Annotated in this window: 23 protein-coding genes; 20 read left to right on the top strand and 3 right to left on the bottom strand. The window is 69.1% G+C overall.

All coding sequences use genetic code 11. The features are described 5' to 3' along the window. Nucleotides 1-5 precede the first annotated feature (5 nt). From ACQW02_RS08075 to ACQW02_RS08155, 17 genes are all read left to right on the top strand, one after another. On the top strand, nt 6-884 hold the full coding sequence (locus ACQW02_RS08075) for a branched-chain amino acid ABC transporter permease (protein WP_431284755.1): 879 nt from the start codon (nt 6-8) through the stop codon (nt 882-884). After that, nucleotides 881-1,795 carry a branched-chain amino acid ABC transporter permease gene (locus ACQW02_RS08080; RefSeq protein WP_431284756.1) on the top strand — a complete coding sequence of 305 codons (915 nt, stop codon included), beginning with the start codon at nt 881-883 and terminating at the stop codon, nt 1,793-1,795. The genes ACQW02_RS08075 and ACQW02_RS08080 overlap by 4 nt, the downstream gene beginning before the upstream one ends. Further along, nucleotides 1,792-2,529 (top strand): ABC transporter ATP-binding protein, encoded by a 738-nt coding sequence (locus tag ACQW02_RS08085; RefSeq protein WP_431284757.1) that lies wholly within the window; start codon nt 1,792-1,794, stop codon nt 2,527-2,529. The genes ACQW02_RS08080 and ACQW02_RS08085 overlap by 4 nt, the downstream gene beginning before the upstream one ends. Continuing rightward, a complete protein-coding gene (locus tag ACQW02_RS08090) occupies nt 2,522-3,235 on the top strand; it encodes an ABC transporter ATP-binding protein (RefSeq protein WP_431284758.1) in 714 nt (237 codons plus the stop codon). The genes ACQW02_RS08085 and ACQW02_RS08090 overlap by 8 nt, the downstream gene beginning before the upstream one ends. A 1-nt stretch (nt 3,236) precedes the next feature. Beyond that, a complete protein-coding gene (locus tag ACQW02_RS08095; protein ID WP_431284759.1) occupies nt 3,237-4,865 on the top strand; it encodes a hydantoinase B/oxoprolinase family protein in 1,629 nt (542 codons plus the stop codon). Further along, a complete protein-coding gene (locus ACQW02_RS08100) occupies nt 4,862-6,895 on the top strand; it encodes a hydantoinase/oxoprolinase family protein (protein ID WP_431284760.1) in 2,034 nt (677 codons plus the stop codon). Before ACQW02_RS08095 ends, ACQW02_RS08100 begins: the two co-directional genes overlap by 4 nt. Then, nucleotides 6,892-7,500, top strand: coding sequence for a cysteine hydrolase family protein (locus ACQW02_RS08105; protein ID WP_431284761.1), 609 nt, complete (start codon nt 6,892-6,894; stop codon nt 7,498-7,500). The genes ACQW02_RS08100 and ACQW02_RS08105 overlap by 4 nt, the downstream gene beginning before the upstream one ends. Beyond that, nucleotides 7,497-8,882, top strand: coding sequence for an FAD-dependent oxidoreductase (locus ACQW02_RS08110; protein ID WP_431284762.1), 1,386 nt, complete (start codon nt 7,497-7,499; stop codon nt 8,880-8,882). The genes ACQW02_RS08105 and ACQW02_RS08110 overlap by 4 nt, the downstream gene beginning before the upstream one ends. Then, nucleotides 8,879-9,295 (top strand): holo-ACP synthase, encoded by a 417-nt coding sequence (acpS, locus tag ACQW02_RS08115; RefSeq protein WP_431284763.1) that lies wholly within the window; start codon nt 8,879-8,881, stop codon nt 9,293-9,295. The genes ACQW02_RS08110 and acpS overlap by 4 nt, the downstream gene beginning before the upstream one ends. A gap of 23 nt (nt 9,296-9,318) precedes the next feature. Further along, nucleotides 9,319-10,101: a signal peptidase I gene (gene lepB / locus ACQW02_RS08120; protein WP_431284764.1), complete on the top strand. Its 783-nt coding sequence runs from the start codon at nt 9,319-9,321 to the stop codon at nt 10,099-10,101. After that, nucleotides 10,102-10,812, top strand: a complete 711-nt coding sequence (rnc, locus tag ACQW02_RS08125) for a ribonuclease III (protein WP_431284765.1) — start codon at nt 10,102-10,104, stop codon at nt 10,810-10,812. 27 nt (nt 10,813-10,839) lie between these two features. After that, a complete protein-coding gene (era, locus tag ACQW02_RS08130; RefSeq protein WP_431284766.1) occupies nt 10,840-11,760 on the top strand; it encodes a GTPase Era in 921 nt (306 codons plus the stop codon). Nucleotides 11,761-12,042: 282 nt separating this feature from the next. Beyond that, complete coding sequence (gene recO / locus ACQW02_RS08135) at nt 12,043-12,780, top strand: DNA repair protein RecO (RefSeq protein ID WP_431284767.1); 738 nt, start codon at nt 12,043-12,045, stop codon at nt 12,778-12,780. A 153-nt stretch (nt 12,781-12,933) separates the two neighbouring features. After that, the gene (locus ACQW02_RS08140) at nt 12,934-14,421 is read left to right on the top strand and encodes a DUF1254 domain-containing protein (RefSeq protein ID WP_431284768.1); all 1,488 of its coding nucleotides are present in this window, start codon (nt 12,934-12,936) and stop codon (nt 14,419-14,421) included. A 203-nt stretch (nt 14,422-14,624) separates the two neighbouring features. Beyond that, nucleotides 14,625-15,242 (top strand): 30S ribosomal protein S4, encoded by a 618-nt coding sequence (rpsD, locus tag ACQW02_RS08145; RefSeq protein ID WP_431284769.1) that lies wholly within the window; start codon nt 14,625-14,627, stop codon nt 15,240-15,242. Between the two features lie 22 nt (nt 15,243-15,264). Next, nucleotides 15,265-16,203: a glycosyltransferase gene (locus tag ACQW02_RS08150; RefSeq protein ID WP_431284770.1), complete on the top strand. Its 939-nt coding sequence runs from the start codon at nt 15,265-15,267 to the stop codon at nt 16,201-16,203. Nucleotides 16,204-16,217: 14 nt separating this feature from the next. Beyond that, on the top strand, nt 16,218-17,039 hold the full coding sequence (locus ACQW02_RS08155; protein ID WP_431284771.1) for a hypothetical protein: 822 nt from the start codon (nt 16,218-16,220) through the stop codon (nt 17,037-17,039). 12 nt (nt 17,040-17,051) lie between these two features. On the opposite strand, the gene ACQW02_RS08160 is transcribed toward ACQW02_RS08155, so the two are convergent. Both ACQW02_RS08160 and mntR read right to left on the bottom strand, forming a co-directional pair. Further along, nucleotides 17,052-17,528 carry a MerR family transcriptional regulator gene (locus tag ACQW02_RS08160; protein WP_431285876.1) on the bottom strand — a complete coding sequence of 159 codons (477 nt, stop codon included), beginning with the start codon at nt 17,526-17,528 and terminating at the stop codon, nt 17,052-17,054. Nucleotides 17,529-17,533: 5 nt separating this feature from the next. Continuing rightward, nucleotides 17,534-17,977 carry a manganese-binding transcriptional regulator MntR gene (mntR, locus tag ACQW02_RS08165; RefSeq protein ID WP_431284772.1) on the bottom strand — a complete coding sequence of 148 codons (444 nt, stop codon included), beginning with the start codon at nt 17,975-17,977 and terminating at the stop codon, nt 17,534-17,536. Nucleotides 17,978-18,106: 129 nt separating this feature from the next. On the opposite strand from mntR, the gene ACQW02_RS08170 reads away from it, so the two are divergent. Both ACQW02_RS08170 and ACQW02_RS08175 read left to right on the top strand, forming a co-directional pair. Continuing rightward, nucleotides 18,107-19,399, top strand: a complete 1,293-nt coding sequence (locus tag ACQW02_RS08170) for an Nramp family divalent metal transporter (RefSeq protein WP_431285877.1) — start codon at nt 18,107-18,109, stop codon at nt 19,397-19,399. Nucleotides 19,400-19,471: 72 nt separating this feature from the next. After that, nucleotides 19,472-21,694, top strand: a complete 2,223-nt coding sequence (locus ACQW02_RS08175) for a heavy metal translocating P-type ATPase (protein ID WP_431284773.1) — start codon at nt 19,472-19,474, stop codon at nt 21,692-21,694. A 68-nt stretch (nt 21,695-21,762) separates the two neighbouring features. Here ACQW02_RS08175 and dps read toward each other — a convergent pair whose 3' ends face one another. Then, nucleotides 21,763-22,245, bottom strand: a complete 483-nt coding sequence (gene dps, locus ACQW02_RS08180; protein ID WP_431284774.1) for a DNA starvation/stationary phase protection protein Dps — start codon at nt 22,243-22,245, stop codon at nt 21,763-21,765. Nucleotides 22,246-22,555: 310 nt separating this feature from the next. Between dps and ACQW02_RS08185 the strand changes: the two genes are divergently transcribed. Next, complete coding sequence (locus ACQW02_RS08185; RefSeq protein ID WP_431284775.1) at nt 22,556-23,725, top strand: iron-containing alcohol dehydrogenase; 1,170 nt, start codon at nt 22,556-22,558, stop codon at nt 23,723-23,725. The last annotated feature ends 7 nt before the right edge of the window (nt 23,726-23,732 follow it).

Consider the following 23,732-nt stretch of genomic DNA (forward strand, 5'->3'; position numbering starts at 1 on the left):
CCGGCTTGGCCTCCTACCCGCTGGAGATCGTGGCGGAGGTCGTGCTGAACGGCCTGTTGACCGGCAGCGTCTACGGGCTGGTCGCACTCGGCCTGACGCTGGTCTATGGCGTGCTGCACATCATCAACTTCGCCCATGGCGCGCTGCTGACGGCCGCCATGTTCGGCGTCTTCGTGCTGCACGAAGCGTTTGGGATCGATCCCTACTGGGCCCTGCCGGTGCTGGTGCCGGTCTTCTTCGGCTTCGGCTATCTGCTGCAACGGCTGGTGATCGGCCCGGCGGCACGGGGGGATGACAGCAATATCCTGCTGGTGACCCTGGGCCTGTCGATCGTGCTGGAAAACCTGATGCTGGCGGTGTTCCGGTCGGACACGCGCAGCGTCCGCATCCCGCTGGCGAACGAGATGCTGGAATGGGGACCGATGCTGATTCCCGCGCCGCGCGCGATCGGCTTCGTCGTCGCCTGCCTGGTGGCGCTGCTGCTGTTCCTGTTCCTGGCACGTAGTTCCACTGGTCGCGCGATCCGCGCGGTCGCCAAGGAACGCACCGGCGCCACGCTGGTCGGCATCGATGTCGCGCATATCTACGCGATCACCTTTGGCATCGGCACCGCATGCCTTGCGGTCGCCGCCTGCCTGTTGCTGCCGTCTTTCTATGTGAACCCCCGCGTGGGAAATGCCTTCGTGCTGGTGGCCTTCACCATCGTCGTGCTGGGGGGCATGGGCTCGGTGCCGGGGGCCTTGCTGGGCGGCTTGTTCATCGGCGTGGTGGAAAGCCTGTCCGGACTGTATCTCGGCGAATCCCTCGGCCAGATCGGCATTTTTGCCATCTTCATCCTGGTGCTGCTGGTGCGGCCGACCGGGTTGTTCGGCGCGCGCGCATGAAGCCCATCCTGCTCTTCGCTGCCATCGCGGCGCTGCTGCCGGTCTTCGTGACTGCCAACACGGTGCTGAACTTCGCTGTCTTCACCCTGATTGTGGCCTTGGCGGCGCAGGGGTGGAACATCCTGGGCGGCTTTGGCGGGCAGTATTCCTTCGGCCATGCGGCCTTCTTCGGCACTGGCGCCTATGCCGTCGCGATCCTGCAAATCCGCTACGGCGTGAACCCCTATGCCGCCTTCGCCGTAGGCATCGCGCTGGGCGCCATCGTCGGTGCGGCGATCGGGGCGATGGCCTTTCGCGCGGGGTTGCGCGGATCGTATTTTGCCCTGGTGACCCTGGCCTTTGCGGAAGTTTTTCGTGTGCTGGCGAATAGTTCCGCTTTTACGGGCGGCGCAGCGGGATTGCTGATCCCGCTGGATGTGCGGCCCGAGAACTTCCAGTTCGCCTCGCGCGCCGGGTTCTACTGGATCGGGCTGGGGCTGGTGGTCGCGACGCTGCTGTTGTCGCTGTGGTTGTCGCGGTCGCGGCTTGGCGCGCAATTGGTGGCGGTGCGGGAGAATGAATCCGCCGCCCGCGCGCTCGGCGTGAACGTGCTTGCCGTGAAACTCCGCGCCATCGCGCTATCGGCGGCGGTGACCGCGGCGGCGGGCGGGTTCTACGCGCAATACTTCCTCTACATCGACAGCAGCATCGCCTATGGCACCTGGATCTCGGTCGAGGCGTTGCTCGCCCCCATCATCGGCGGCGCCGGCACCGTCTTCGGCCCGGTCATGGGCGCGATCCTGCTGCATGCTCTGGGCGAGGTGACGCGCCACCTCTTCGGCCGCATCCCCGGCGTCGATTTGATGCTGTTCGGCGTCGTGCTGATTCTCGTCGTGCGCTACCCACCCCGCAACCTGTGGCGGCGCACATGATCCTGGATGTGCAGGGGGCGACGAAGCGATTTGGTGGGTTGCTGGCGGTGGATGCCGCGTCCTTTACGGTCGCCAAAAGTTCGATCACCGGGCTGATCGGCCCGAATGGCGCCGGCAAGACCACCTTATTCGCGATGATCGCGGGTTTCGAAACGCCGACCGCCGGGCGCGTGATCTTCGACGGCCGCGACGTGACCGGCCGCACCGCGCATTTGCTGGCACGCGACGGGCTCGCACGGACCTTCCAGATCGTGCAGCCTTTTGCTGGCCTGTCGGTGCGCGAAAACATCGCTGTCGGCGCCTTCCTGCGCCACCCGCGCCGTGCCGATGCGCTGGCTGCCGCCGATGCCGTCGCCACGCGCGTCGGCCTGGCGCCGATGCTGGACAAGCAGGCATCCTCCCTGACCGTCGCCGGGCGCAAGCGGCTGGAACTGGCCCGCGCGCTCGCGACCGAACCACGGCTGATCCTGCTGGACGAAGTCCTCGCCGGGCTGAACCCCTCCGAAATCCGCGACATCATTCCGGTCATCCGCGGCATCCGTGACGGCGGCGTGACGGTGCTGATGATCGAGCATGTGATGCAGGCGGTGATGAACCTCTGCGAAGCCGTGCATGTCCTGGCCCAGGGCCGCATCATCGCCGCAGGCTCCCCGGCCGCTGTCGTGCGCGACCCCGCCGTGATCGAGGCCTACCTCGGCCGCGGTGCCGCCCAGAAGCTGGCCGCGAATGGCTGAGCCCATCCTCTCCGTGCGCGGCATCGTCGCGGGCTACGGCGGCACCTCGGTGCTGGCGGGCGTGGACCTCGACGTCGCGGAGGGCGGGATCGTCGCCGTGCTCGGCAGCAATGGCGCGGGCAAGACCACCTTGAACATGGTGCTGTCCGGCATCGTCCGCGCGCGCGCCGGCACCGTCCATTTCGCGGGCGCGCCCATCACCGGCGCCAGCCCCGCCGCCATCGTCGCCGCCGGCCTGGTGCAGGTGCCGGAGGGTCGAAAGATCTTCCCCAACCTGTCGGTGCGGGAGAACCTGGACCTCGGCTGCTATCGCCGCGCCGGCGCGCGCCGCCGCGAAAACCTGGCCCGCGTGATGGACACCTTTCCCCGCCTGCGCGAACGCGCCGGGCAATCCGCCGGCACGCTATCGGGTGGCGAACAGCAGATGCTCGCGATCGGGCGCGGCATGATGGCCGAACCGCGCCTGATGATCCTCGATGAACCCTCGCTGGGCTTGTCCCCCTTGCTGGTTGAGGAGATGTTCGCCCTGATCCGGCGGCTGAATGGGCAGGGCATGACCATCCTGCTGGTGGAACAGAATGTCGCGCAGTCGCTGGATATCGCCGACGCCGCGCATGTGCTGGAACAGGGGCGCTTCGTGCTGTCAGGTACGGCGGCGGATGTGCGTGCCGATGCGGGCCTGGCCCGCGCGTATTTAGGAATGTGAAATGATCGACGCTGTGACCCTTGCTGTGCTGAAGGGGCGTCTGGAACAGATCGCGGATGAAATGGATGCGACACTGTATCGCTCCGCCTTCAACCCGATCATCGCCGAGGCACGCGACGCCTGCCACGGCCTCTACCACGCGACCACCGGCGACACGCTGGTGCAGGGCACCAAGGGCCTGCCGATCTTCGTCGGCGCGATGTCCTTTGCCGTGCAGGCCGTCATCGAACGCGCCCAGCCGGCGCGGCCGGGTGAGACCTGGGCCTTCAACGACCCCTACCTCGGCGGCACGCATCTGAACGACATGCGCCTGGTGCGCCCGGTGTTCCGGAACGGCAAACTATTCTGCTGGCTGGCCAGTGTCGGGCACTGGCTGGATGTCGGCGGCAATGTGCCCGGCAACTTCAACGCACGCGCGACCGAATCCTTGCAGGAAGGCTTTCGCCTGCCGCCGGTGCGCCTGGTGCGCGACGGCGTGTTGGACCAGGACATCGTCGATATCCTCGCCGCCAATTCGCGCACGCCGCAATCCAACTGGGGCGATCTGAACGGCCAGTTGAATGCGCTGGACCTCGGCGAACGCCGGCTGCACGCGCTGCTGGACGAGCATGGCGAGGCGGTGGTGGACGAAGCCTTCGCGGCCCTCCTCGACCGCGCCGAGGTGCTGATGCGTGCGACGCTGAGCGCATTGCCGGACGGGCGCTACAGTTTCGAGGATTACCTCGACAATGACGGCATCACCGACGAACGCCTGACCATCGCGCTGGACATGACCATTTCCAGCGGCGAGGCGATGCTGGATTTCTCCCGCTCCTCGCCGGCCTGCCAGGGGCCGCTGAACATCGCGCGCTCCACCGCCATCGCCTGCTGCTATGTCGCGCTGAAGCATGCTTTCCCGATGGTGCCGGCGAATGCGGGCGTGTTGCGGCCGATCGGTTTCGACATTCCCGACACGTCACTGCTCGGCGTGTCCGTGCCGCGCCCGGTGGGTGGCTATACCGAGACCATCCTGCGCGTCATCGGGGTGGTCTTCGGCGCCCTGGCCCAGGCCGATCCGTCGCGCGCGACGGCGGCCCCCTTCGGTACGATCAACGCGCTGTCGATGGCCGGGCACCGCGCCGATGGCAGTCGCTTCGTGCTGTTCTCCTTCTTCGGTGGCGGCATGGGCGGCAATCCGCAGAGCGATGGCCTCAACCACGCGAATAACCCGATCAGCACCGCCACCATGCCCCCCGCCGAAATCCTGGAATCGCAATCGCCCGTGATGTTCACTCAATGGGCGCTGCGCCCCGATAGCGCCGGCGCCGGCGAACACCGCGGCGGCTACGGCGCGATCTATGAAATCGAAGCCCTGGCCTCCGGCGTGACCGAAGTTTTTTTGCTTGGCGAACGCGGCCGGCACGCGCCGTTTGGTGTGTTGGGGGGCGGGTCCGCAGCGCTCAACAAGTTTTCCTGGCAGACCGAGGACGGCTGGGCCTCACCCCCCATGGCCAGCAAGATCGTCGGTGTTCGCATTGAAAAGGGCCAGCGCATTCGCCTGGAAACTCCAGGCGGGGGCGGGTGGGGTGATCCTGCGAAACGCGACCCGGAAGCGGCCGCGGCCGACAAGCGCCACGGGTTGCAGTCATGATCGTCGGCGTCGACGTCGGTGGCACCTTCACCGACCTGTTCCGCTTCGATCCCGCGACCGGGCAATTCCAGGTCGCCAAGGTTCCCTCCAATCGCGGTGACGAAGCCGCTGGGTTTTTGGCCGGCCTCGATGCCGTGGGCGGCCCCGCGATCCTGACGGCCATCGTGCATGGCACGACGGTCGGCACCAACGCGCTGCTGGAACGCAAGGGCTGCCGGCTTGGCGTCATCACCACCGATGGCTTTTCCGACGTGCTGGAAATGCGCCGCCGCGATCGCCCGCATACCTGGGGCCTCTGGGGCGATTTCACGCCCATCGCCGAGCGGCACCTCCGCATCGGCGTGCCGGAACGCGTGCTGGCCGATGGCAGCATCCGCACGCCCGTTGACCTCAATGCCGTCCGCGCGGCGGCCCAGAAACTGGTCGCCGAGGGCTGCGAGGCCTGCGCCATCGTCTTCATCAACGCCTATGCCAATGGCGCCAACGAAGCCGCCGCCGCCGCTGTCGTGCGGGACGTCTGGCCCAACCCGCATGTCAGCGTGTCGTCGGAAATCCTCCCGGAAATCCGCGAATTCGAACGCGCCTCGACCACCGCCTTGAACGCCTACCTGCAACCAAAAGTCGCCGACTACATCGCGCGACTGGATGCGGCCCTGGCATCGCGTGCTTTTGCGGGCCGGTTCCATATCGTGCAGTCCAACGGCGGCGTCATGCCGACGGCGGCGGCCCAGAAATTCCCCGCGCGCACGGCCCTGTCCGGCCCCGCTGCCGGGGTCATCGCCGCCGCCGCCATCGCGCGTGCGGCCGGTTTTCCGAACGTCATCACGGGTGACCTCGGCGGCACGTCCTTCGATGTGTCGCTCGTCGTCGATGGCCAGATGGCGCTGGCGGCGCAGGCGACCATCGATTTCGGCCTGGTCATCCGCAACCCGATGATCGAGATCACCACCATCGGCGCCGGCGGCGGTTCCATCGCCTCGGTCGATGCCGGCGGGCTGTTGCAGGTCGGGCCGGAAAGCGCCGGCTCGCGCCCAGGGCCGGTCGCCTATGGCCAGGGCAACACCCGGCCGACCCTGACGGACGCGAATATCGTGCTCGGCCGCATCAACGCCGAACGCCCCATCGGCGGCGCGCTGGCGCGGCTGGATGTCGCCGCCGCGCGTGCCGCCATTGCGGAACACGTGGGCGACCCGCTGGGCCTCGATGCCATGTCGGCGGCCGAGGCGATCGTGCGCGTCGCCGATGCCAAGATGGCCGGCGCCATCCGGCTGGTCTCGATCGAACGCGGCCACGACCCGAATGCCTTTGCCTTGCTGCCCTTCGGCGGTGGCGGCGCGCTGCACGCGGGTGCCCTGATGCTGGAATGCGGCCTGGCGGCGGCGCTGGTGCCGCGCTTCCCCGGCGTCACCTCCGCACTGGGCTGCATCATCGCCGATGTGCGGCATGACCGGGTGCGGACCTTGAACCTGAACCTCGATGGACTGGACGCGGCGGCCCTGTCCGCGCGCCTGGCCGAGGAAGGCCGCTCCGCCCACGCGACCGCCGAGGCCGCGGGCATCCCCGTCACCGGCATCGATGTCGTCTATGAACTCGACATGCACTACGCCGGCCAGACCCATACCGTCGCGGTGCCTCTGCCCGTGGCGCTGGGCGAAGCGGTCACCGAGGCTCAGGTCCGCGCGGCCTTCGAAACCGCCTATGGCCGCGTCTTCTCCCGCCTGCTGCCGGGCATCCCCGTGCGCATCGTCACCCTGCGCACCGCCGCTATCGGCCGCCGCCCGCCCTTCGACCTGACGGCCCTGGCCCCCGCCGGCGGCAGCCTGGACGCAGCCGCCCGCGGCACTCGCCCGGCCTGGTTCGGCGGCCGCTGGCAGGAGACAGCCATCTGGTCGCGGCTGGACCTGCCGGTGGGCGCCGTGGTGCAGGGCCCGGCCATCCTTGAACAGCCGGATGCGACGGTGGTCGTGAATCCCGGCCTTGCCGCCCGCGTCGATGGCCTCGGCAATATCATCCTGGAGCGCGCCGCATGAGCGAAGAGATGTTTCCCCCCAGCCAGACGGCGCTGCTGATCTGCGACCTGCAGAACGATTTCCTGCATCCGGACGGCGCTTATGGCCGCGCCGGCCTGTCCAACAGCTACATCGGCGACCTGCCGGCGCGACTGCTGCCCTATGCCCGCGCGCTGTCGGCGGCGGGGGGCAGCATCATCTCGACGCATTTCACCCTGGTGCCCGACCGCAACGGCGATCCGATGATGGACCCGCATCTGAAGCGCCTGCGACCCTTCCTGACGCGCGGCGATTTCGCGCCGGGATCCTGGGGCCAGGCGCTGGTCGATGAATTGCAGCCGGCGCATTTCATGGTCGAGAAAGTGGCCTATTCGGCCTTCCACATGTCGCGGCTGGAATGGCTGCTGCGCAAGGCCGGCATCCGCCGCGTCGTGGTCAGCGGCATCGTGACCAATGGCGGCGTCTCCTCGACCGTGCGGGACGCGCATGTGCGCGAATTCGCCCCCACGGTGCTGTCGGATGGCTGCGCCGCCTTCAGCGCCGAATTGCACGAAACCGCCATCGCGGCCCTCTGGCCGATCGCGCGGGTGATGACGGTGGCTGAGGCGATGGCCGAACTGAAATGACGGCCCGCCTCCTGCCCGCCGCCGGCTTTTGCCCCACGGCCCATGTCCCGGTGGTGATCATCGGCGCGGGGGCGGCCGGGCTCTGCGCGGCGCTGGCGGCGCAGGAAGCGGGGGCCGAACCCCTCGTGATCGAACGCGACCCTGTCCCGCAAGGGTCCACCAGCCTGTCGGCCGGGCTGATCCCCGCGGCGGGCACGCGGTTCCAGGCGGCCCGAGGCATCGCCGACGCACCGGCGCATTTCGCCGCCGATATCCAGAAGAAGGCGCATGACCGCGCCGACCCGGCCGTGGTCGCCGCCGTGTCCGAGAACGCCGCGCCCGCCATCGAATGGCTGGCCGACCGGCATGGGCTGGCGTTTTCCGTCGTCCATGACTTCGACTACCCGGGCCATTCGGCACGGCGGATGCACGGGCTGCCGTCGCGCTCCGGCGCCGAACTCGTGGACCGGCTGCGCGCCGCCGCCGAACGGGCCGGCGTCGCGATCCTGACCGAGGCCCTGGCCGAAACCCTGGTCGCCGACACCGACGGGCGCATTCGCGGCGTCATCGCCCGCCGCCCCGATGGCTCGGAAGAGGCCATCGGCTGCGACGCCCTTGTCCTGGCCTGCTGCGGCTACGGCGGCGATCCGGCGCTGGTCGCGCGCTATATACCGAGCCTGGCCAAGGCGGTCTACTTCGGCCATCCCGGCAATACCGGCGATGCGGTGCGCTGGGGCGACGCCCTCGGCGCCGGGCTGCGCGACATGACCGGCCACCAGGGCCATGGCTCGGTCGCCCATCCCGCCGCCATCCTCATCACCTGGGCCGTCATCACCGAGGGCGGCTTCCAGGTGAACACCGCCGGCGACCGTTTCTGGGATGAATCCCAGGGCTATTCGGAATCGGCCGAGGCCGTGCTGTCCCAACCCGACGGCATCGCCTTCGACATTTTTGACGCCCGCATCGCCGCCATCGCCCGCCAGTTCGAGGATTTTCGTAGCGCCGAAGCCGCCGGCGCCATCGTCACGGCCGACACGCCCGAAGCCCTGGCGGCCCGCCTGAACCTGCCCGGCCTGCCTGCCACGATGGCCAGCGTCGATGCCGGCAAGGCCCAGGGTGCCACCGACGCCTTCGGCCGCGACTGGTCCGGCCGCGCGCCCCTGGTGCCGCCATTCCACGCGGTCCGCGTCACCGGCACGCTGTTCCACACCCAGGGTGGCCTGGCCGTGGACGCCAGCGCCCGCGTGCTGCGTCCGGATGGCAGCGCCTTCCCCAATCTTTTCGCCGCGGGCGGCGCCGCCTGCGGGGTCAGCGGGCCGGAGGCGGGGGGCTACCTCTCCGGCAACGGCCTCCTGACCGCCGTGGTATTGGGGCGCCTCGCAGGCCAAGGAGCGGCCGGATGATCCTCGGCATCGGCAATGACATGGTGGACATTCGCCGCATCGAACGCGCCCTGCAGCGCCACGGCGAACGCTTCATCGAACGCATCTTCACCCCGCATGAGGTCGCCCGCGCCGAACGCCGCCCGGTCACCCGCCTCGGCACCTACGCCAAGCGTTTTGCTGCCAAGGAAGCCTGTTCCAAGGCGCTCGGCACCGGCTTCCGTGCAGGGGTTTTTTGGCGCGACATGGGGGTGGTCAACCTGCCCTCCGGCCAGCCCACCATGGCGCTGACCGGGGGGGCGGCGCTGCGCCTGGCCGAGATCACGCCGAGGGGCCTGGTGGCCAGCATCGCGGTTACCATCACCGACGAATATCCTTACGCCGAGGCCATCGTCATCATCTCCGCCGACCCGCCTCTGCCGGTGCTTCCTTGACAGGGGCCGGTTCGGGAACCCCTATGCCCCCGAATCACGGAATCCTGGACAATATGGTCAAGAAGAAGCCCGGTGGCTTGCTCGAAAGCATCAAGACGATCGTCTACGCCGCGCTGATCGCGATCGGCATCCGGACCATCGCCTTCGAACCGTTCAACATCCCTTCCGGCTCGATGATCCCGACCCTGTTGGTCGGCGATTACCTGTTCGTTTCGAAGTTTTCCTATGGCTATTCGCGCCATTCGATGCCGTTCAGCCCCAATCTGTTCCAGGGCCGCATCTTCGGCAGCCTGCCGCGGCGGGGCGATGTGGCTGTGTTCAAGCTGCCGCGCGATGGCTCGACCGATTACATCAAGCGCATGATTGGCCTGCCGGGCGACCGCATCCAGGTGCGCCAGGGCGTCCTGCATGTGAACGGCGTCGCCGTGCGGCGCGAAAACCTGGGGCCCTATACGGTCGAGGGCGATGGGCCCCGCATCACCGTGCGCCGCTGGCGGGAAACCATCCCCGCGATCGGCGGCCAACCGGCGGTCGCGCACGATATCCTGGAGGCCACGGACGACGGCCCCTTCGACAATACCCAGGAATTCCTGGTGCCCGAGGGCCATGTCTTCGCCATGGGCGACAATCGCGACAACAGCCTCGATTCCCGGGCGCAGAACATGGTCGGCTTCATCCCCGTCGATAACCTTGTCGGCCGTGCCGAGTTCATCTTCTTCTCGGTGGATGAGGGCGCGGTCTGGTGGCAACCCTGGACCTGGCCCTTCTCGATCCGCTGGAACCGGCTGCTGACAGCGGTGCGCTGAATGGCCCGGCGGCGCGGCGAACAGACCACGGATGACGCGCCCGCCGTCGCCGCCCTGGTCGCGCGCCTCGGCCACGACTTCGCCAATCCGGCACTGCTGCGCCAGGCGCTGACGCATCGCTCGTCGGCCGATGCCACGCGCGGCCAGTTGGATTCCAACGAACGCATGGAGTTCCTGGGCGACCGGGTGCTGGGCCTGGTGATGGCCGAATGGCTGTCCGAACGCTTCCCGCAGGAGCGGGAAGGGGCCCTGGGCAAGCGCCTGTCCCTGCTGGTCTCGGCCGAAACCCTGGCTGAGGTCGGCGACCGCATCGGCCTGGCCGCCGCCCTGCGCATCCCCCCCGCCGAGGGCCGCACCGGGTTGCGGACCCGCGCCACGGTCCTGGCCGATGGCACGGAGGCGCTGATCGGCGCGCTCTACCTGGACGGCGGCCTCGACCCCGCCCGTGCCTTCATCCGCGATGCCTGGGCCGCCATGCTGGCGCCCGACGCGCCACCGCCGCTGAACGCCAAAAGCCGGTTGCAGGAACATCTGCTGGGCCGAGGCCGCCCCTTGCCGGTCTATACGGTGCTCTCCGCCAGCGGCCCGGCCCATGCGCCTGCCTTTGTCGTGGAGGTGTCGGCCGATGGCCGCACCGCCCAGGGCCTGGCCGACACCCGGCGCGGCGCGGAGCAGGCCGCCGCGAATGCCTGGCTGTCGGGCGTGGCATAACCGCGGCCAAGCGCCTAAAGCAGGCGCATGTCTGAACAAACACCCGCTCCCAATCTCCCGACCCGGTGCGGCATCGTCGCCGTCCTCGGCGCGCCGAACGCCGGCAAATCCACCTTGGTCAACCGCATGGCCGGGGCCAAGGTCACCATCGTCAGCCCCAAGCCGCAGACCACGCGCATGCGCATCCGCGCCGTGGTGATGCAGGGGCCGACGCAGGTCGTGCTGACCGACACCCCCGGCATCTTTACCCCCCGCCGCCGCCTGGACCGCGCCATGGTCGCCGCCGCCTGGGGCGGGGCGCAGGATGCCGACCTCGCCCTGCTGATCGTCGACGCCAAGGCCGGGCTGACCGACCCGGTGCGCCGCATCGTCGGCGGCCTGGCCAAGGCCGCGCGATCCCCCTGGCTGGTGCTGAACAAGACCGACACCATCCCGGCCGAAAAGCTTCTGCCGCTGATCGCGGAACTCAATGCGATCCTGCCCTTCACCGAGACCTATATGGTCAGCGCCGCCAAGGGCGATGGCGTGCAGGCGCTGCTCGACGCGGTCGCCGCGACCATGCCGCCCGGCCCCTGGCTCTTCCCCGACGACGACTTGTCCGACCTGCCCGAACGCATGATGGCGGCCGAGGCGGTGCGCGAACAAATCCTGCGCCAGACGCATGAAGAAGTGCCCCACCACGCCACCGTCGAAACCGAATCCTGGGTCGACAAGCCCGATGGCAGCGTCCGCGTCGAATGCACGATCTACGTCGGCCGCGCCGGCCAGAAAGCCATCGTCATCGGCGACGGCGGCGCCCGCATCAAGGAAATCGGCACCCGCGCCCGCGCCGAACTCGAAGCCCTGCTGGAACGCCGCGTCCACCTGTTCCTGAACGTCAAAGAACGCGCCGGCTGGGACGAAGAGAAAGCCCGCATCCGCGCGCTGGGCCTGGAAGACCTCGGTTAGCAGGGGACCGACAATGGGGAAGGTTGCGCCGAGGAAGGGGCTTCGCCCCCTCCACACCTCCCCGACCAAGGGGCCGTGGCCCCTTGGAACCCACGGGATTTGGCAAAAGAAAGGGAGGGGCGAGACCGCGCCTCCCGCGGGGTGCATCAGTGATGCCCCTCCCTTTCTTTTGCCAATACATCGCGCCGGTCCAGGGGCGGCCGCCCCTGGTGGGGAGAGTTTGAGAGGGGCAAAGCCCCTCTCAAAGCGCAACCTCCCAATGCCAGCCCCCTGCCAGACCTGATGGCTTGGGAGGCCCCGGCGATTGTGTTGGAAACGCGCCCCCATGGGGAAAGCGGGGCCGTTGTTTCGGTCATGACCGAGGAACTTGGCCGCCATGCGGGGCTGGTCATGGGCGGTGCCAGCCGTGGCCAGGCGGCCCTGTGGCAGCCTGGGAACCTGATTGAGGCGCGGTGGGTGGGCCGCACGCCGGACAGCCTGGGCGCGCTGTCGGGGGAATTGGTCCATGCCGCGGCGGCCCTGGCCATGGACGACCCGCTGGCCCTGGCCATCCTCGCCTCGGTCTGCGCCATCGCGGCCGAGGCGCTCCCGGAACGCGAGCCGCACCCGGTGCTGTTCCACGACACGGTCGCCCTGGTCGCGACCCTGGCGCGCGATACGGAGGCCGCCGTGGCCGATGCCGTGCGGTGGGAGGTCCAGTTGCTGGCTGAACTCGGCTACGGGCTCGACCTCACCTCCTGTGCCGTGACGGGTGAGGCTGTGGACCTGCCCTATGTCTCCCCCCGCACCGGGCGGGCGGTGTCGGAGGCTGGGGCAGGGGCGTTTCGCGATCGCCTGCTGCCGCTGCCGGCTTTTCTGCGCGATGATGAAGCGGCCTCGACCCCGGCCGATTGGGTGGCCGGCTTCCGCCTGACCGGGCATTTCCTGGAAAAGGACGTGTTTGGCGCCCGCAACCGGCCAGTGCCCGGGGCGCGGCAGAGGCTGGCGGACCGGGTCGCGGGGCTGGTCGGCCCGGCCTGACCCTGCCGGCCTGACCCCTCCCTGGGGCGGGGGGTCATCCAATCGTCTTTTCGGTGCCGACGCCCTGAATGATAGCGTCATCGTATCAGGCAAGCGTCTGGCGATCTTGACGCCCTGGCAAACGGCGACGCGAATATTGCCACGGCGCGCGGAATGATCGAGGCGGGCCGCCAGACAGTGAGAGATGAAGCCATGTCAACGCGTAGGCAGGTACTGACCACGGCGGCGGTGGGGGCGGCGGCGCCGGCCATCCTTCGCCCCGTCACGGCGAGCGCCCAGGCGGGCACGACCTGGCCGAGCCCGGCCGAAACGCGGCGCATCGCCGAGGCGGGCTACATCTTCGGCCTGCCGATCGTGATGAATTACGGCGTCATGTATGAATTCGCGGTGGACCGCTCATCCCCGCAGTTCAAGGCGCCGTTCAACGAGATCAACAACGAAGCCCGCGTTTTCACCTACCGGGATACGGCTGTCGTCACGCCGAACAGCGATACGCCGTATTCTATCGTCTGGGCGGACCTTCGGGCGGAACCGATTGTCCTGTCCGTCCCCGCTGTGGAGCGCTCGCGCTACTACGCCGTGCAGCTCGTCGACGGCAACACCTACAACTACGGCTATATCGGAACGCGGACGACGGGCCCCGAGGCTGGCGACTACATGGTTGTCGGGCCGGCCTGGCAAGGCGAAACACCGCCGGGCATCAAGAAGGTGTTCCGGTCGAGCACGGCATTCTCCCTCCTGCTCTACCGGACCCAGCTCTTCAATCCGGACGACATGCCGAACGTCGTGGCCGTGCAAGCTGGCTACAAGGCGCAGCCGCTTTCGGCCTATCTGCGACGCCCGCCGCCGGCAGCCGCGCCCGCCATCGCCTTCCCGCCGATCAATGCAGCGCTGGCACGCAGCAACTTCTTCGAATTCCTCGACTTCGCCATGCAGTTCGGGCCGCCGGCCGCGAACGAGGCGGCGATCCGCGCCGACCTGGCGCGCATTGGTGTCGGTCCCGGCAAGACCTTCGACTTCAAGGACCTCCCGCGCGAGCATAAGCAGGAGATCGTGGCCGGCCTTGAGGCGGGGCATCGCAAGGTCGAACAGGCGCTTGCGGCGGCCGGCGCCAACGTCAACGGCTGGCGCGTTTCCGGGCTGTTCGGCGATGCCGCCCGCTACAACGGCGACTGGCTGACCCGGGCCACCGCCGCGCAGGGCGGCATCTACGGCAACGATCCGGAGGAGGCGACCTATCCGCTGACTCGCATCGACACCGACGGCCAGACGCTCGATGGCGGCAAGAACAACTACACGCTGACCTTCGCGCCGGGTGCAACCCCGCCCGTCAACGCCTTCTGGTCGGTGACGATGTATGACGGCAGGACGCAGCTCCTGATCCAGAACCCGATCAACCGCTACCTGATCAACGCGCCGATGGTCCCGTCCATGACAAAGGGCGCGGACGGCTCGCTGACCCTCTACATCCAGAACAAGACGCCAGGCGCGGACAAGGAAGCCAACTGGCTGCCGGCGCCCGACGGCCCAATCTACCTGGTCATGCGCCTCTATTGGCCCAAGGAGACGCCGCCCTCGATTCTCCCGGTCGGGCAAGGGACTTGGCGGCCAACCGGCATTCGTCGGTTGCCACTGACGTAGCGGTCCTGCCGCTGCAACCCAGCCCGCAGTGCATTGACTTCTGGCCCCCCGGCCGTCATACGCCCGTCATTCCTGGGAATGTGGACGGACCTTCGGGGTTCGCGCCCGCCCCCCTATGCACCGCAAGGCGTATCAGGGACGGACTACCGGGACACATCTGTCGAAGAGGACCGCGACGGCGAGCCGCGCGGGAAAATGCCTTCATGACCAAGCGTCTTGAGTCAAAGTACAAGATCAATCGCCGCCTCGGCGTCAACCTCTGGGGCCGCGCCAAGTCCCCGATCGGCAAGCGCGCCTATGGCCCCGGCCAGCACGGCCAGCGCCGCAAGCAGAAGCCGACCGACTTCGGCATCCAGCTCATGGCGAAGCAGAAGCTGAAGGGCTACTACGGCAACATCGGCGAGAAGCAGTTCCGCAAGTATTACGAGGAAGCGGTGCGCCGGAAGGGCGACACCAGCGAGACTCTGATCGAGCTGCTGGAACGGCGCCTGGACACGGTGATCTACCGCATGAAGCTGGCGGTCACGCCCTTCGCCGCGCGTCAGTTCGTCAACCACGGCCACATCACCGTGAACGGCAAGCGCCTCAACATTCCGTCCTACATCGTCAAGGACAACGACCAGATCGAGGTCAAGGAAAAGTCCAAGCAGCTGACCGCTGTCCTGGATGCGACCCAGTCCGGCGAGCGGGATGTGCCCGAGTACATCGAGATCGATCACCGCGCGATGCGTGGCCGCTTCCTGCGCGCGCCGAAGCTGAGCGATGTGCCGTATCCGGTGCAGATGGAACCGAACCTGGTGGTCGAGTTCTACTCGCGCTGATTGCTATCGGGGACGGTCGCGCATGGCCGTCTCCTACTGTGTCACGCTCTACGACAAGGGCCCGTTCATCGCCGCTGTCCTCCGGGCCGCGGCGATCGAACGCGACCGGACCGGCGGGGAAATCCTGGTCTGGGACGATGGCTCCCGCGACAGCGGCCCCGATATCGTCCGCGACTTGTCCCAGCGCCTCGGCATCACCCTCATGGGCGGGCCACCCAATCGCGGGCTTTTCGCCGCGACCAATGCGGTGCTGGCCGCCGCGCGTTTCCCCCTGATCAAGCTGCTCGATGCCGATGACGTGCTGGTGCCCGGCGGCACGGCGCGCCTTGCGGCCGAACTCGACCGCTTCGGCCTGGGCTTCGTCCATGGCGGCGCCATCGCCGCCGAAATGCAGGAACGCGAGGCCAGCCGCCTTGGCCCCGTGGCCGAATCCGGCGCCTGCGAGATCCCCAGGAATCCGCTGCGGACGCTGATCCGCAATTTCGGCACCAACCCCTCCGCCAGTCTGTTCCGCGCCAGCGCCTTGCGCGCCGTGCTGCCGCTGCCACGGCAGTGGCGCCAGTGCCAGGACTACGCGCTGGCCCTCGGCCTCGTCGCCGCCGGCCACCCCTGGGGCCGCATCGCCGATACCGTCTGCGTGCTGCCGACGGATCGGGCAGGGCGGCTGTCGTCGAACGAGGCGGATGTGTTCCGCTACCTCGCGGCCGTGCTGGCGCGCCAGGCGGGGCTTGGGCTGCCACTCTCGGCATTGCGCTACGGCACCGGGCGCAACGCGGCGCGGGCGCTGCGCTGGCTGCGCCGCCACCATCCCCTGGCCTTGCCGGCCGCCATGCCGGGCTTGCTCACCTTGCGGCTTGGTGCCTCCCTGGCCAGTGCAGCCGCCTGCCTGGCGGGGCTTGAGCGGATCGAGGCGCTGTACACGCGCCTGGACCAGCTGCCCCCCGTGCCCTCGGCCATTTGAACCGGAGCCCGCCGATGTCAGAGATCCTCCCGCCGCCGCACCCCGCCACCCCCAAGCTGGCCTGGGTCGTGCTGGGGCTGGCGCTGTCGCAGCCGGTCGTTGCCTTGCTGCCGGTGATCGGCATCGGCCATCCGGTCGGCGCCATGTCGGCTGCCAGCCTGACCGCTGTCACCCCGGCCTCCTATGCCTTCACGATCTGGACGCCGATTTTCGTGCTGTCGCTGATCTGGGCGATCCGCCAGGCGATGCCCAGCATGGCGCAGGACCCGGTGACCATGCGCCTGCGCCCGCCGCTGGCCTTGGCCTTCGCGATGAACAGCCTGTGGATGCTGGTCGCGCAATTCAGCAGCAACGGCATTCATCTGGTGCTGATCCTGGCGGTCGGCGTCGGCGCGGCCTTCTGGGCCTTTGTGCCGGAGGCGCGGCGCCTACCCGATGGCGGGTTTTCGCGCTGGGTGCTGCGGCCCTTCCTGGGGCTCTTCGCCGGCTGGGTGACGGCGGCGGTCTTCGTCAATCTGGCGGGGGCGTTCAAGGTGGCTGGGGTGGACCCCGATCCCTGGCTCTCCGCGATCATCATCCTGCTGATCGGTGCCGTGGCCGCCCTGATGCTGCGGACCGGGCGGGGCGATCCCTGGTATCTGCTCGCGGCGGGTTGGGGGCTGACGGCGGTGCTGCTGGCCAATCTGGGCCTGGCCGCGGTCGGAGCGCCCGCGACCGCGGGCTTCGCGCCGGCGCTGCGTTTCGAACTGGTGCCCGCCATCGCCGCCACCCTGGCCCTGGTCGGCGTGGTCGCGGTCGGTTTTGGTATCTGGCGGAAGGGCGGGATGACCGCCTGAGGCAGGGCCGCGTCAGCCCCGCGGCATTGGGTCACCCCGACCATGCGCCGGGTCGGCATCACCCCGCCCATGCGCCGGGTCGGCGCAATGCCCATGCGCCGCATCGGCCAGCACCTCGATCACCCGGCAATCGCCGATCCGCCCGTGGTCGCAGGCCGTCATGCGCACCAACTCCGCCTCCAGCGATCGCAGCCGTGCCAGGCGGTCGCGCACGGCATCCAGGTGCCGCCGCGCGATCGCATCCGCCCCCTCGCAGGGGGCATCCGGCGCGGCATCGGCCAGGCGCAGCAACTCGCGGATATCCTCCATCGCGAAACCCAATTCCCGCGCGTGGCGGATGAAGCCCAGCCGGTCCAGATGCGCCCGCTCATAGACGCGATGCCCCCCCTCGCTGCGCGTCGGTGCCGGCAGCAGCCCCTCGGCCTCGTAGAAGCGGATGGTGGTCTGCTTCACGCCGGTGGCGCGGGCCAGGTCGCCGATCGACAACATCGCGCTCACCGCTCCCGTTCCGCCAGGAAGCGCGCGAAGGCGACCAGGGCCTTCTCGCTCGCATGGTGTTCCAGCCCTTCGGCATCGGCCTCGGCCGTCTCCTGGTCCAGGCCCACGGCCAGCAGGAAGCGCACCACGAGTTCATGCCGCGCCCGCGCGGCTGAAGCGAGCGCCTGGCCGGCCTCGGTCAGGAACAGCCCGCGGTAAGGCTTGGTATCCACCAGCCCATCGCGCTGCAACCGCGCGACCGTCGCCGCGACCGTCGCCTGGGCGACCCCCATGCGCCGGGCGATGTCCACGGCCCGCGCCTCACCGCCCTCGTGAAGCAGGTCGGCGATCAACTCGACATAATCCTCCGCGATCGCCGTCCGGTCGGCCTCGCGCTGCTGCGCGAAGCGGGCGGCATGATCCTCGGGCGGGGGCAGGGGACGACGGGCGGTGCGGGGCATGGGCTGGAGTGTAAGGCCTTTGCTTGACATCAGCGAGGGCGCGCTCACAATGTTATAGTCAAGACTAAGTTTTGGAGGGTATGCGTGACCCCACCATCCGAAGCGGCGGCCCTGCCGCCTCCGGCAGGCATGCCCAGCCTGCCCGAAGTCCATCGTTCGGTTGCCGTCCCCAATGCGGGCGGCTTCCTGCGCAAGCTCTTCGCCTTCATGGGGCCGGGCTACCTGGTCGCGGTCGGCTACATGGACCCGGGCAATTGGGCGACCTCGCTCGCCGGCGGGTCCGCCTTCGGCTACACGCTGCTGGCCGTTGCGCTGACCTCCTCGCTGATGGCCATCCTGCTCCAGGCGCTTTGCGTGCGGATCGGCGTCGCGACCGGGCGCGACCTGGCGCAGCTTTGCCGCGAGCGATTCCCCAAGGTCGTCGCCTATCCGCTGTGGTTCTTTGCCGAGGTCGCGATCTGCGCGACCGACCTGGCCGAGTTGATCGGCACCGCCATCGCGCTCGAACTGCTATTCGGGATACCGCTGCTCTATGGGGTCTTCCTGACCGCCTTCGACGCCTTTCTCATCCTGTGGCTACAGAACAAGGGGATGCGCTGGCTGGAGGCGCTGATCTTCGGCTTCATCATGCTGATCGTCGGCTGTTTCGGCATCCAGATCGTGCTGTCCAATCCGGATTGGGCGGCGGTGTTGAATGGCTACGTCCCCGCCGTGTCGATCGTGACGAACCAGACGCAGCTCTACATCGCCATGGGCATTCTTGGTGCCACCGTGATGCCCCACAACCTGTATCTGCATACGGCGGTCGTGCAGTCGCGGTCCTGGAACCTCGACGATGCCGGCAAGAAGGAGGCGATCAAATTCGCCACCATCGACAGCAGCCTGGCGCTGACGCTGGCCCTACTGATCAATTCCGCGATCCTGATCACCGCGGCCGCCACCTTCCACGCCACCGGCAATACCGAGGTCGCCGAGATCGGCGAGGCCTACCAACTGCTGACGCCCCTGTTGGGCGCCGGCATCGCCGCCACGGCCTTCGGCGTGGCGCTGCTGCTCTGCGGGCTGAACGCCACGGTGACCGCGACGCTTGCGGGGCAGGTGGTCATGGAGGGGTTTCTGCGGTTTCGCTTGCCGCCGGTGCTTCGGCGGTTGGTGACGCGGCTGATCGCCATCATCCCGGCCGTGATCGTCACCTGGATCTACGGCGCCAGCGGAACGGCGCGGTTGCTGATCCTCAGCCAGGTGATCCTGTCGATCCAACTGCCGTTTGCCGTCATTCCGTTGATGCTCTTCGCGCAGGACCGCAAGCGACTGGGAAGTTTCACGGCGCCAGGCTGGCAGATCGCCCTGGGCTGGGCGACCGCGGCGGTGATCGTCGGGTTGAATCTGAAATTGCTGTTCGACGCCGCCTTCGGTGAATAGATCCGCGAAAAACCCCTTGAACCTCCAGCCGCTGGAGGTTCCATACCCTGCCCGGATGATGAGGTAACGGGCATGGGCACGGTGACAAAGCTGTCGTGGCGGGTGGAGGGCATGGATTGCGCCTCCTGCGTTGCCAAGGTGACGCGGGCGATCGAACGCCTGCCAGGGGTGACCGAGGTCGAGGTGAACCTGATGGCCGAACGCCTGTCGGCCTCGCTCGCCACGGGCGGGACGACGGCCGAGGCGGTGGTGAAGCAGGTCGAGATCCTGGGCTACACCGCGACGGCCCTGACCGGCCCGGCGCCGGCGCCAAGCCCGCCCGCGCATGACCATGCGCATCACGACCATGACCATGACCATGACCATGACCATGACCACGCCCCCCATGCCCATGGCCAGCACGACGACTCCCCCGCCGACGCCGAAAAGCCCTGGTGGGCCACCGGCAAGGCCAAGCTGGTCTGGCTGCTCGGCGGGCTGGTGCTCGGCGCCTACGCGCTCTCCCTGCTGCTTCCGAAAAACCTGACCTATCCGCTGTTCCTCGCCGCGACCCTGGTCGCCCTGGTGCCCTTCGGGCGCCGCGCCCTGGCCCTGGCGCGCGTCGGAAGTCCCTTCTCCATCGAAACCTTGATGGTCACCGCCGCCGCCGGCGCCACCGTGATCGGCGCCGCCGAGGAAGCCGCCGTCGTCGTGCTGCTCTTCGCGGTCGGCGAGTTGCTGGAAAACGTCGCGGCCGGCCGGGCCCGCGCCGGGATCCGCGCCCTGGCCAGCCTGATGCCGCGCGTCGCCCTGCGCCTCGGCGCCGATGGCGTTAGCGAAACCATCCCGGCCGACCGGCTCGCGATCGGTGACCTGGTGCTGATCCGCCCCGGCGACCGCGTGCCCTGCGACGGGGTGATCGAGGACGGGACCTCCGCCCTCGACGAAAGCCCCGTCACCGGCGAAAGCATCCCCATCGCCCGCGGCCCTGGCGAGCCGGTGGTCGCGGGCTCCATCAACGCCGATGGCGCCCTGCGCGTTCGCGTCGCCCGCGCCGCGACCGACAACACCATCGCCCGCATCATCCGCATGGTGGAGGACGCGACCGCCTCCCGCGCGCCGACCCAGCGCTTCATCGAACGCTTTTCCGAATACTGGACCCCGGGCGCCATGGTCGTCGCCCTGCTGGTGATCCTGGTCCCGCCCTTCGCATTGGGCTGGGACTGGTGGACCAGCCTCTATCGCGGGCTGGCGGTGCTGCTGATCGCCTGCCCCTGCGCGCTGGTCATCTCGGTCCCGGCCGCCATGGCCTCCGGCCTGTCGGCCGGGGCGCGGCGAGGATTGCTGGTGAAGGGCGGCGCGGCCCTGGAACAACTCGGCGCCGCACGCACCGTCGCCTTCGACAAGACCGGCACCCTGACCGACGGCAAGCCCCGCGTGACCGAGGTCCTGGCCGCCCCGGGGTATTCGGCCGAATCGGTGCTGGCCCTGGCGGCCGGCGTGGAACAGGGGTCCGCCCATCCCCTCGCCAAGGCGATCCTGGCCGAGGTCTTGGCCCGCGGCATCGCCGTGCCGGCAGCCGAGGGCCAGGCCGCCATCCCCGGCCAGGCCGTGCTCGCCACCATCGCCGGCCAGCGCATCAGCATCGGCAGCCCCCGCCATGCCGCCGAGGCCGGCGTGACCCTGGGCAACCTCGCCCCCGACCTCGCGCGGCTGGAGGGGGAGGGCAAGACCGTCGCCATCGCGCTGATCGATGGCGCGCTGCTGGGCCTGATCGCGTTGCGCGACGAACCCCGCGCCGATGCCCGCGACGGGGTCGCGGCGCTGGCGGCGCTCGGCATCCGCTCGGTGATGCTGACCGGCGACAACCAGCGCACCGGCACCGCGATCGCCGAGTCGCTCTGCCTGGAGGTGAAGGCCGAGCTGCGCCCGGACGACAAGCTGCGCGAAATTGCCCGGCTCAGGGCGCAAGGCCCGGTGGTGATGGTGGGCGACGGCATCAACGACGCGCCGGCCCTGGCCGCGGCCTCGGTCGGGGTCGCGATGGGCGGTGGCACGGATGTCGCGCTGGAAACCGCCGATGCCGCGGTGCTGAAGGATCGCGTGACCGGGGTCGCGGACCTCGTGTCGCTCTCACGCGCGACCATGACCAACGTGAAGCAGAATGTCGCGGTCGCGGTCGGGCTGAAGGCGGTGTTCCTGGTCACCACCCTGGCCGGCATCACCGGGCTGTGGCCCGCGATCCTGGCCGATACCGGGGCGACGGTGCTGGTCACGCTGAATGCGCTGCGCCTGCTGCGGTGGGTGCCGCGGTAGGGGGGAAACCCCCGCCACGGCACCGACCCCGCCCGGTCAGGCCCCCGCCCGGTCAGGCCCCCGCCCGATCAGGCCAGGTGCGCTTCCAGCATCCACAGGTTCTTGTCCAACTGCCGGCTGAGCCCGGTCAGCAGGTCGGCGGTATCGGCATCGCCGGCTTCATCCGTCGTGTCGATCCCGGCCCGCACGGTCGCGGCCAGGGCTGCGTAGCGTTCCGCCAGCGCCGCCACATGCGCCAGCCCGTCGGTCAGGTCGGCGGGGTAGGGGGCGATCCTGGTCCCGGCGCCGATCGCCTGGGTGGTGCCCTCCGGCGTGCCGCCCAATTGCACGCAACGTTCGGCGATATCGTCCGTGGTCTTGCCCAGGGCGTCGTAGAAGCCGCCGAACAATTCGTGCAACCCGATGAACTGCGGACCCTTCACCGTCCAATGCGCCATGCGGACGGCGTTGGTCAGGTCGATGGTATCGACCAGGGTCGCGTTCAGCACCTCGACCGAGGCCTTCTTGGCATTGGCGCCAAGGTCGTTGCGGGTCTTGTGAAGCTTGGCCATGGGAACTCCTGTTGAAAGTCCTGAAGGAATGTAGCGCAGCGGCCGCGCGATGCAGCCTCCCCCCACAACGCGCCAGCATGACATTCGTTCGCTTTTGGCGGTGTGGCGATGTCGCGCGTCGCCTCGGCCGGGGCCGGGGCCGCAAGCCTGGAGCGTGATGGCCGCAGGCGCGAATGCGCCGCAGGGCTGAATCACGCGACAAAACAACAAGCTAGACCGCGATGCTTGGGCGAATGCGACCGTATCGCGGTCTAGCCCCCGCCGCCGCCGCGGGCTAAGCCGCGAGGAGAAAAAGCTGGAGGAACGCCCCATGACCGTCACCCTGGTCGCCCCCCGCATCATCCGCATCGGCGGCGGCGCCGTGGCCGAGGTCGCCGCGGTCCTCGCCTCGCTCGGCGTGTCGCGGCCCTTTGTGGTGACCGACCCCTTCATGGTCTCCTCCGGCCTGGCCGAGCGCCTGCTGGCCCCGCTGCGCGCCGCCGGCATCGCCCCCGTGGTGTTCAGCGACACCGTGCCCGACCCGACCGATACCGTGGTGCTGGCCGCGCTGGCGGCCCTGCGCGCGACCGACGCCGACTGCCTGATCGGCTTCGGCGGCGGCAGCCCGATGGACACGGCCAAGGCGATCAACATCCTGGCCGCCGCGCCCGACGGCACCCCGATCGCATCCTTCAAGGCGCCCGCCGTCGCCGATCGCGGCGCGCTGCCGCTGGTCTGCGTGCCGACCACCGCGGGCACCGGCAGCGAGGTCACCCGCTTCACCGTCATCACCGACGTCGCGCGCGACGAAAAGATGCTGATCGCGGGGCTGGGTGCGCTGCCGATGGCAGCGGTCGTCGATCATGAACTGACCATGGGCCTGCCGGCGCGGACCACCGCCGATACCGGCATCGACAGCCTGACCCATGCGCTGGAGGCCTTCGTCTCCCGCCGCGCCAATATCTTCTCCGACGACTACGCCCGCGCCGCGATGCGGCTGATCGCGCCCAACCTGCGCCGCGTCTTCCACCACCCCGCCGATGCGGCGGCGCGTGAGGCGATGATGGCGGGCGCGACCCTGGCGGGCCTGGCCTTCAGCAATGCCTCGGTCGCGCTGGTGCATGGCATGAGCCGTCCGATCGGGGCGCATTTCCATGTGCCGCACGGGTTGTCCAACGCGATGCTGCTGCCGGCCGTCACGGCCTTTGGGTTGGAGGCCGGGCGCGCGCGCTACGCCGATGCCGCCCGCGCCATGGGCGTCGCCACCACGGCCGACGACGATACCTCCGCTGGCGAAAAGCTGCTGGCCGAGTTGCGGGCGCTGAACGAGGAACTGCGGGTGCCGACCCCGGCGGCCTACGGCATTCCGGCCGATCGCTGGGCGGCGCTGCTGCCCACCATGGCGGCGCAGGCACTGGCCAGCGGCAGCCCCGCCAACAACCCCGCGGTGCCGGATGCGGAGGCGATCATCGGGCTCTATCGCCAAGCCTACGGCAACTGAGGGCCGA

This window comes from Humitalea sp. 24SJ18S-53 (assembly GCF_050632385.1).
Taxonomy (GTDB): domain Bacteria; phylum Pseudomonadota; class Alphaproteobacteria; order Acetobacterales; family Acetobacteraceae; genus Humitalea.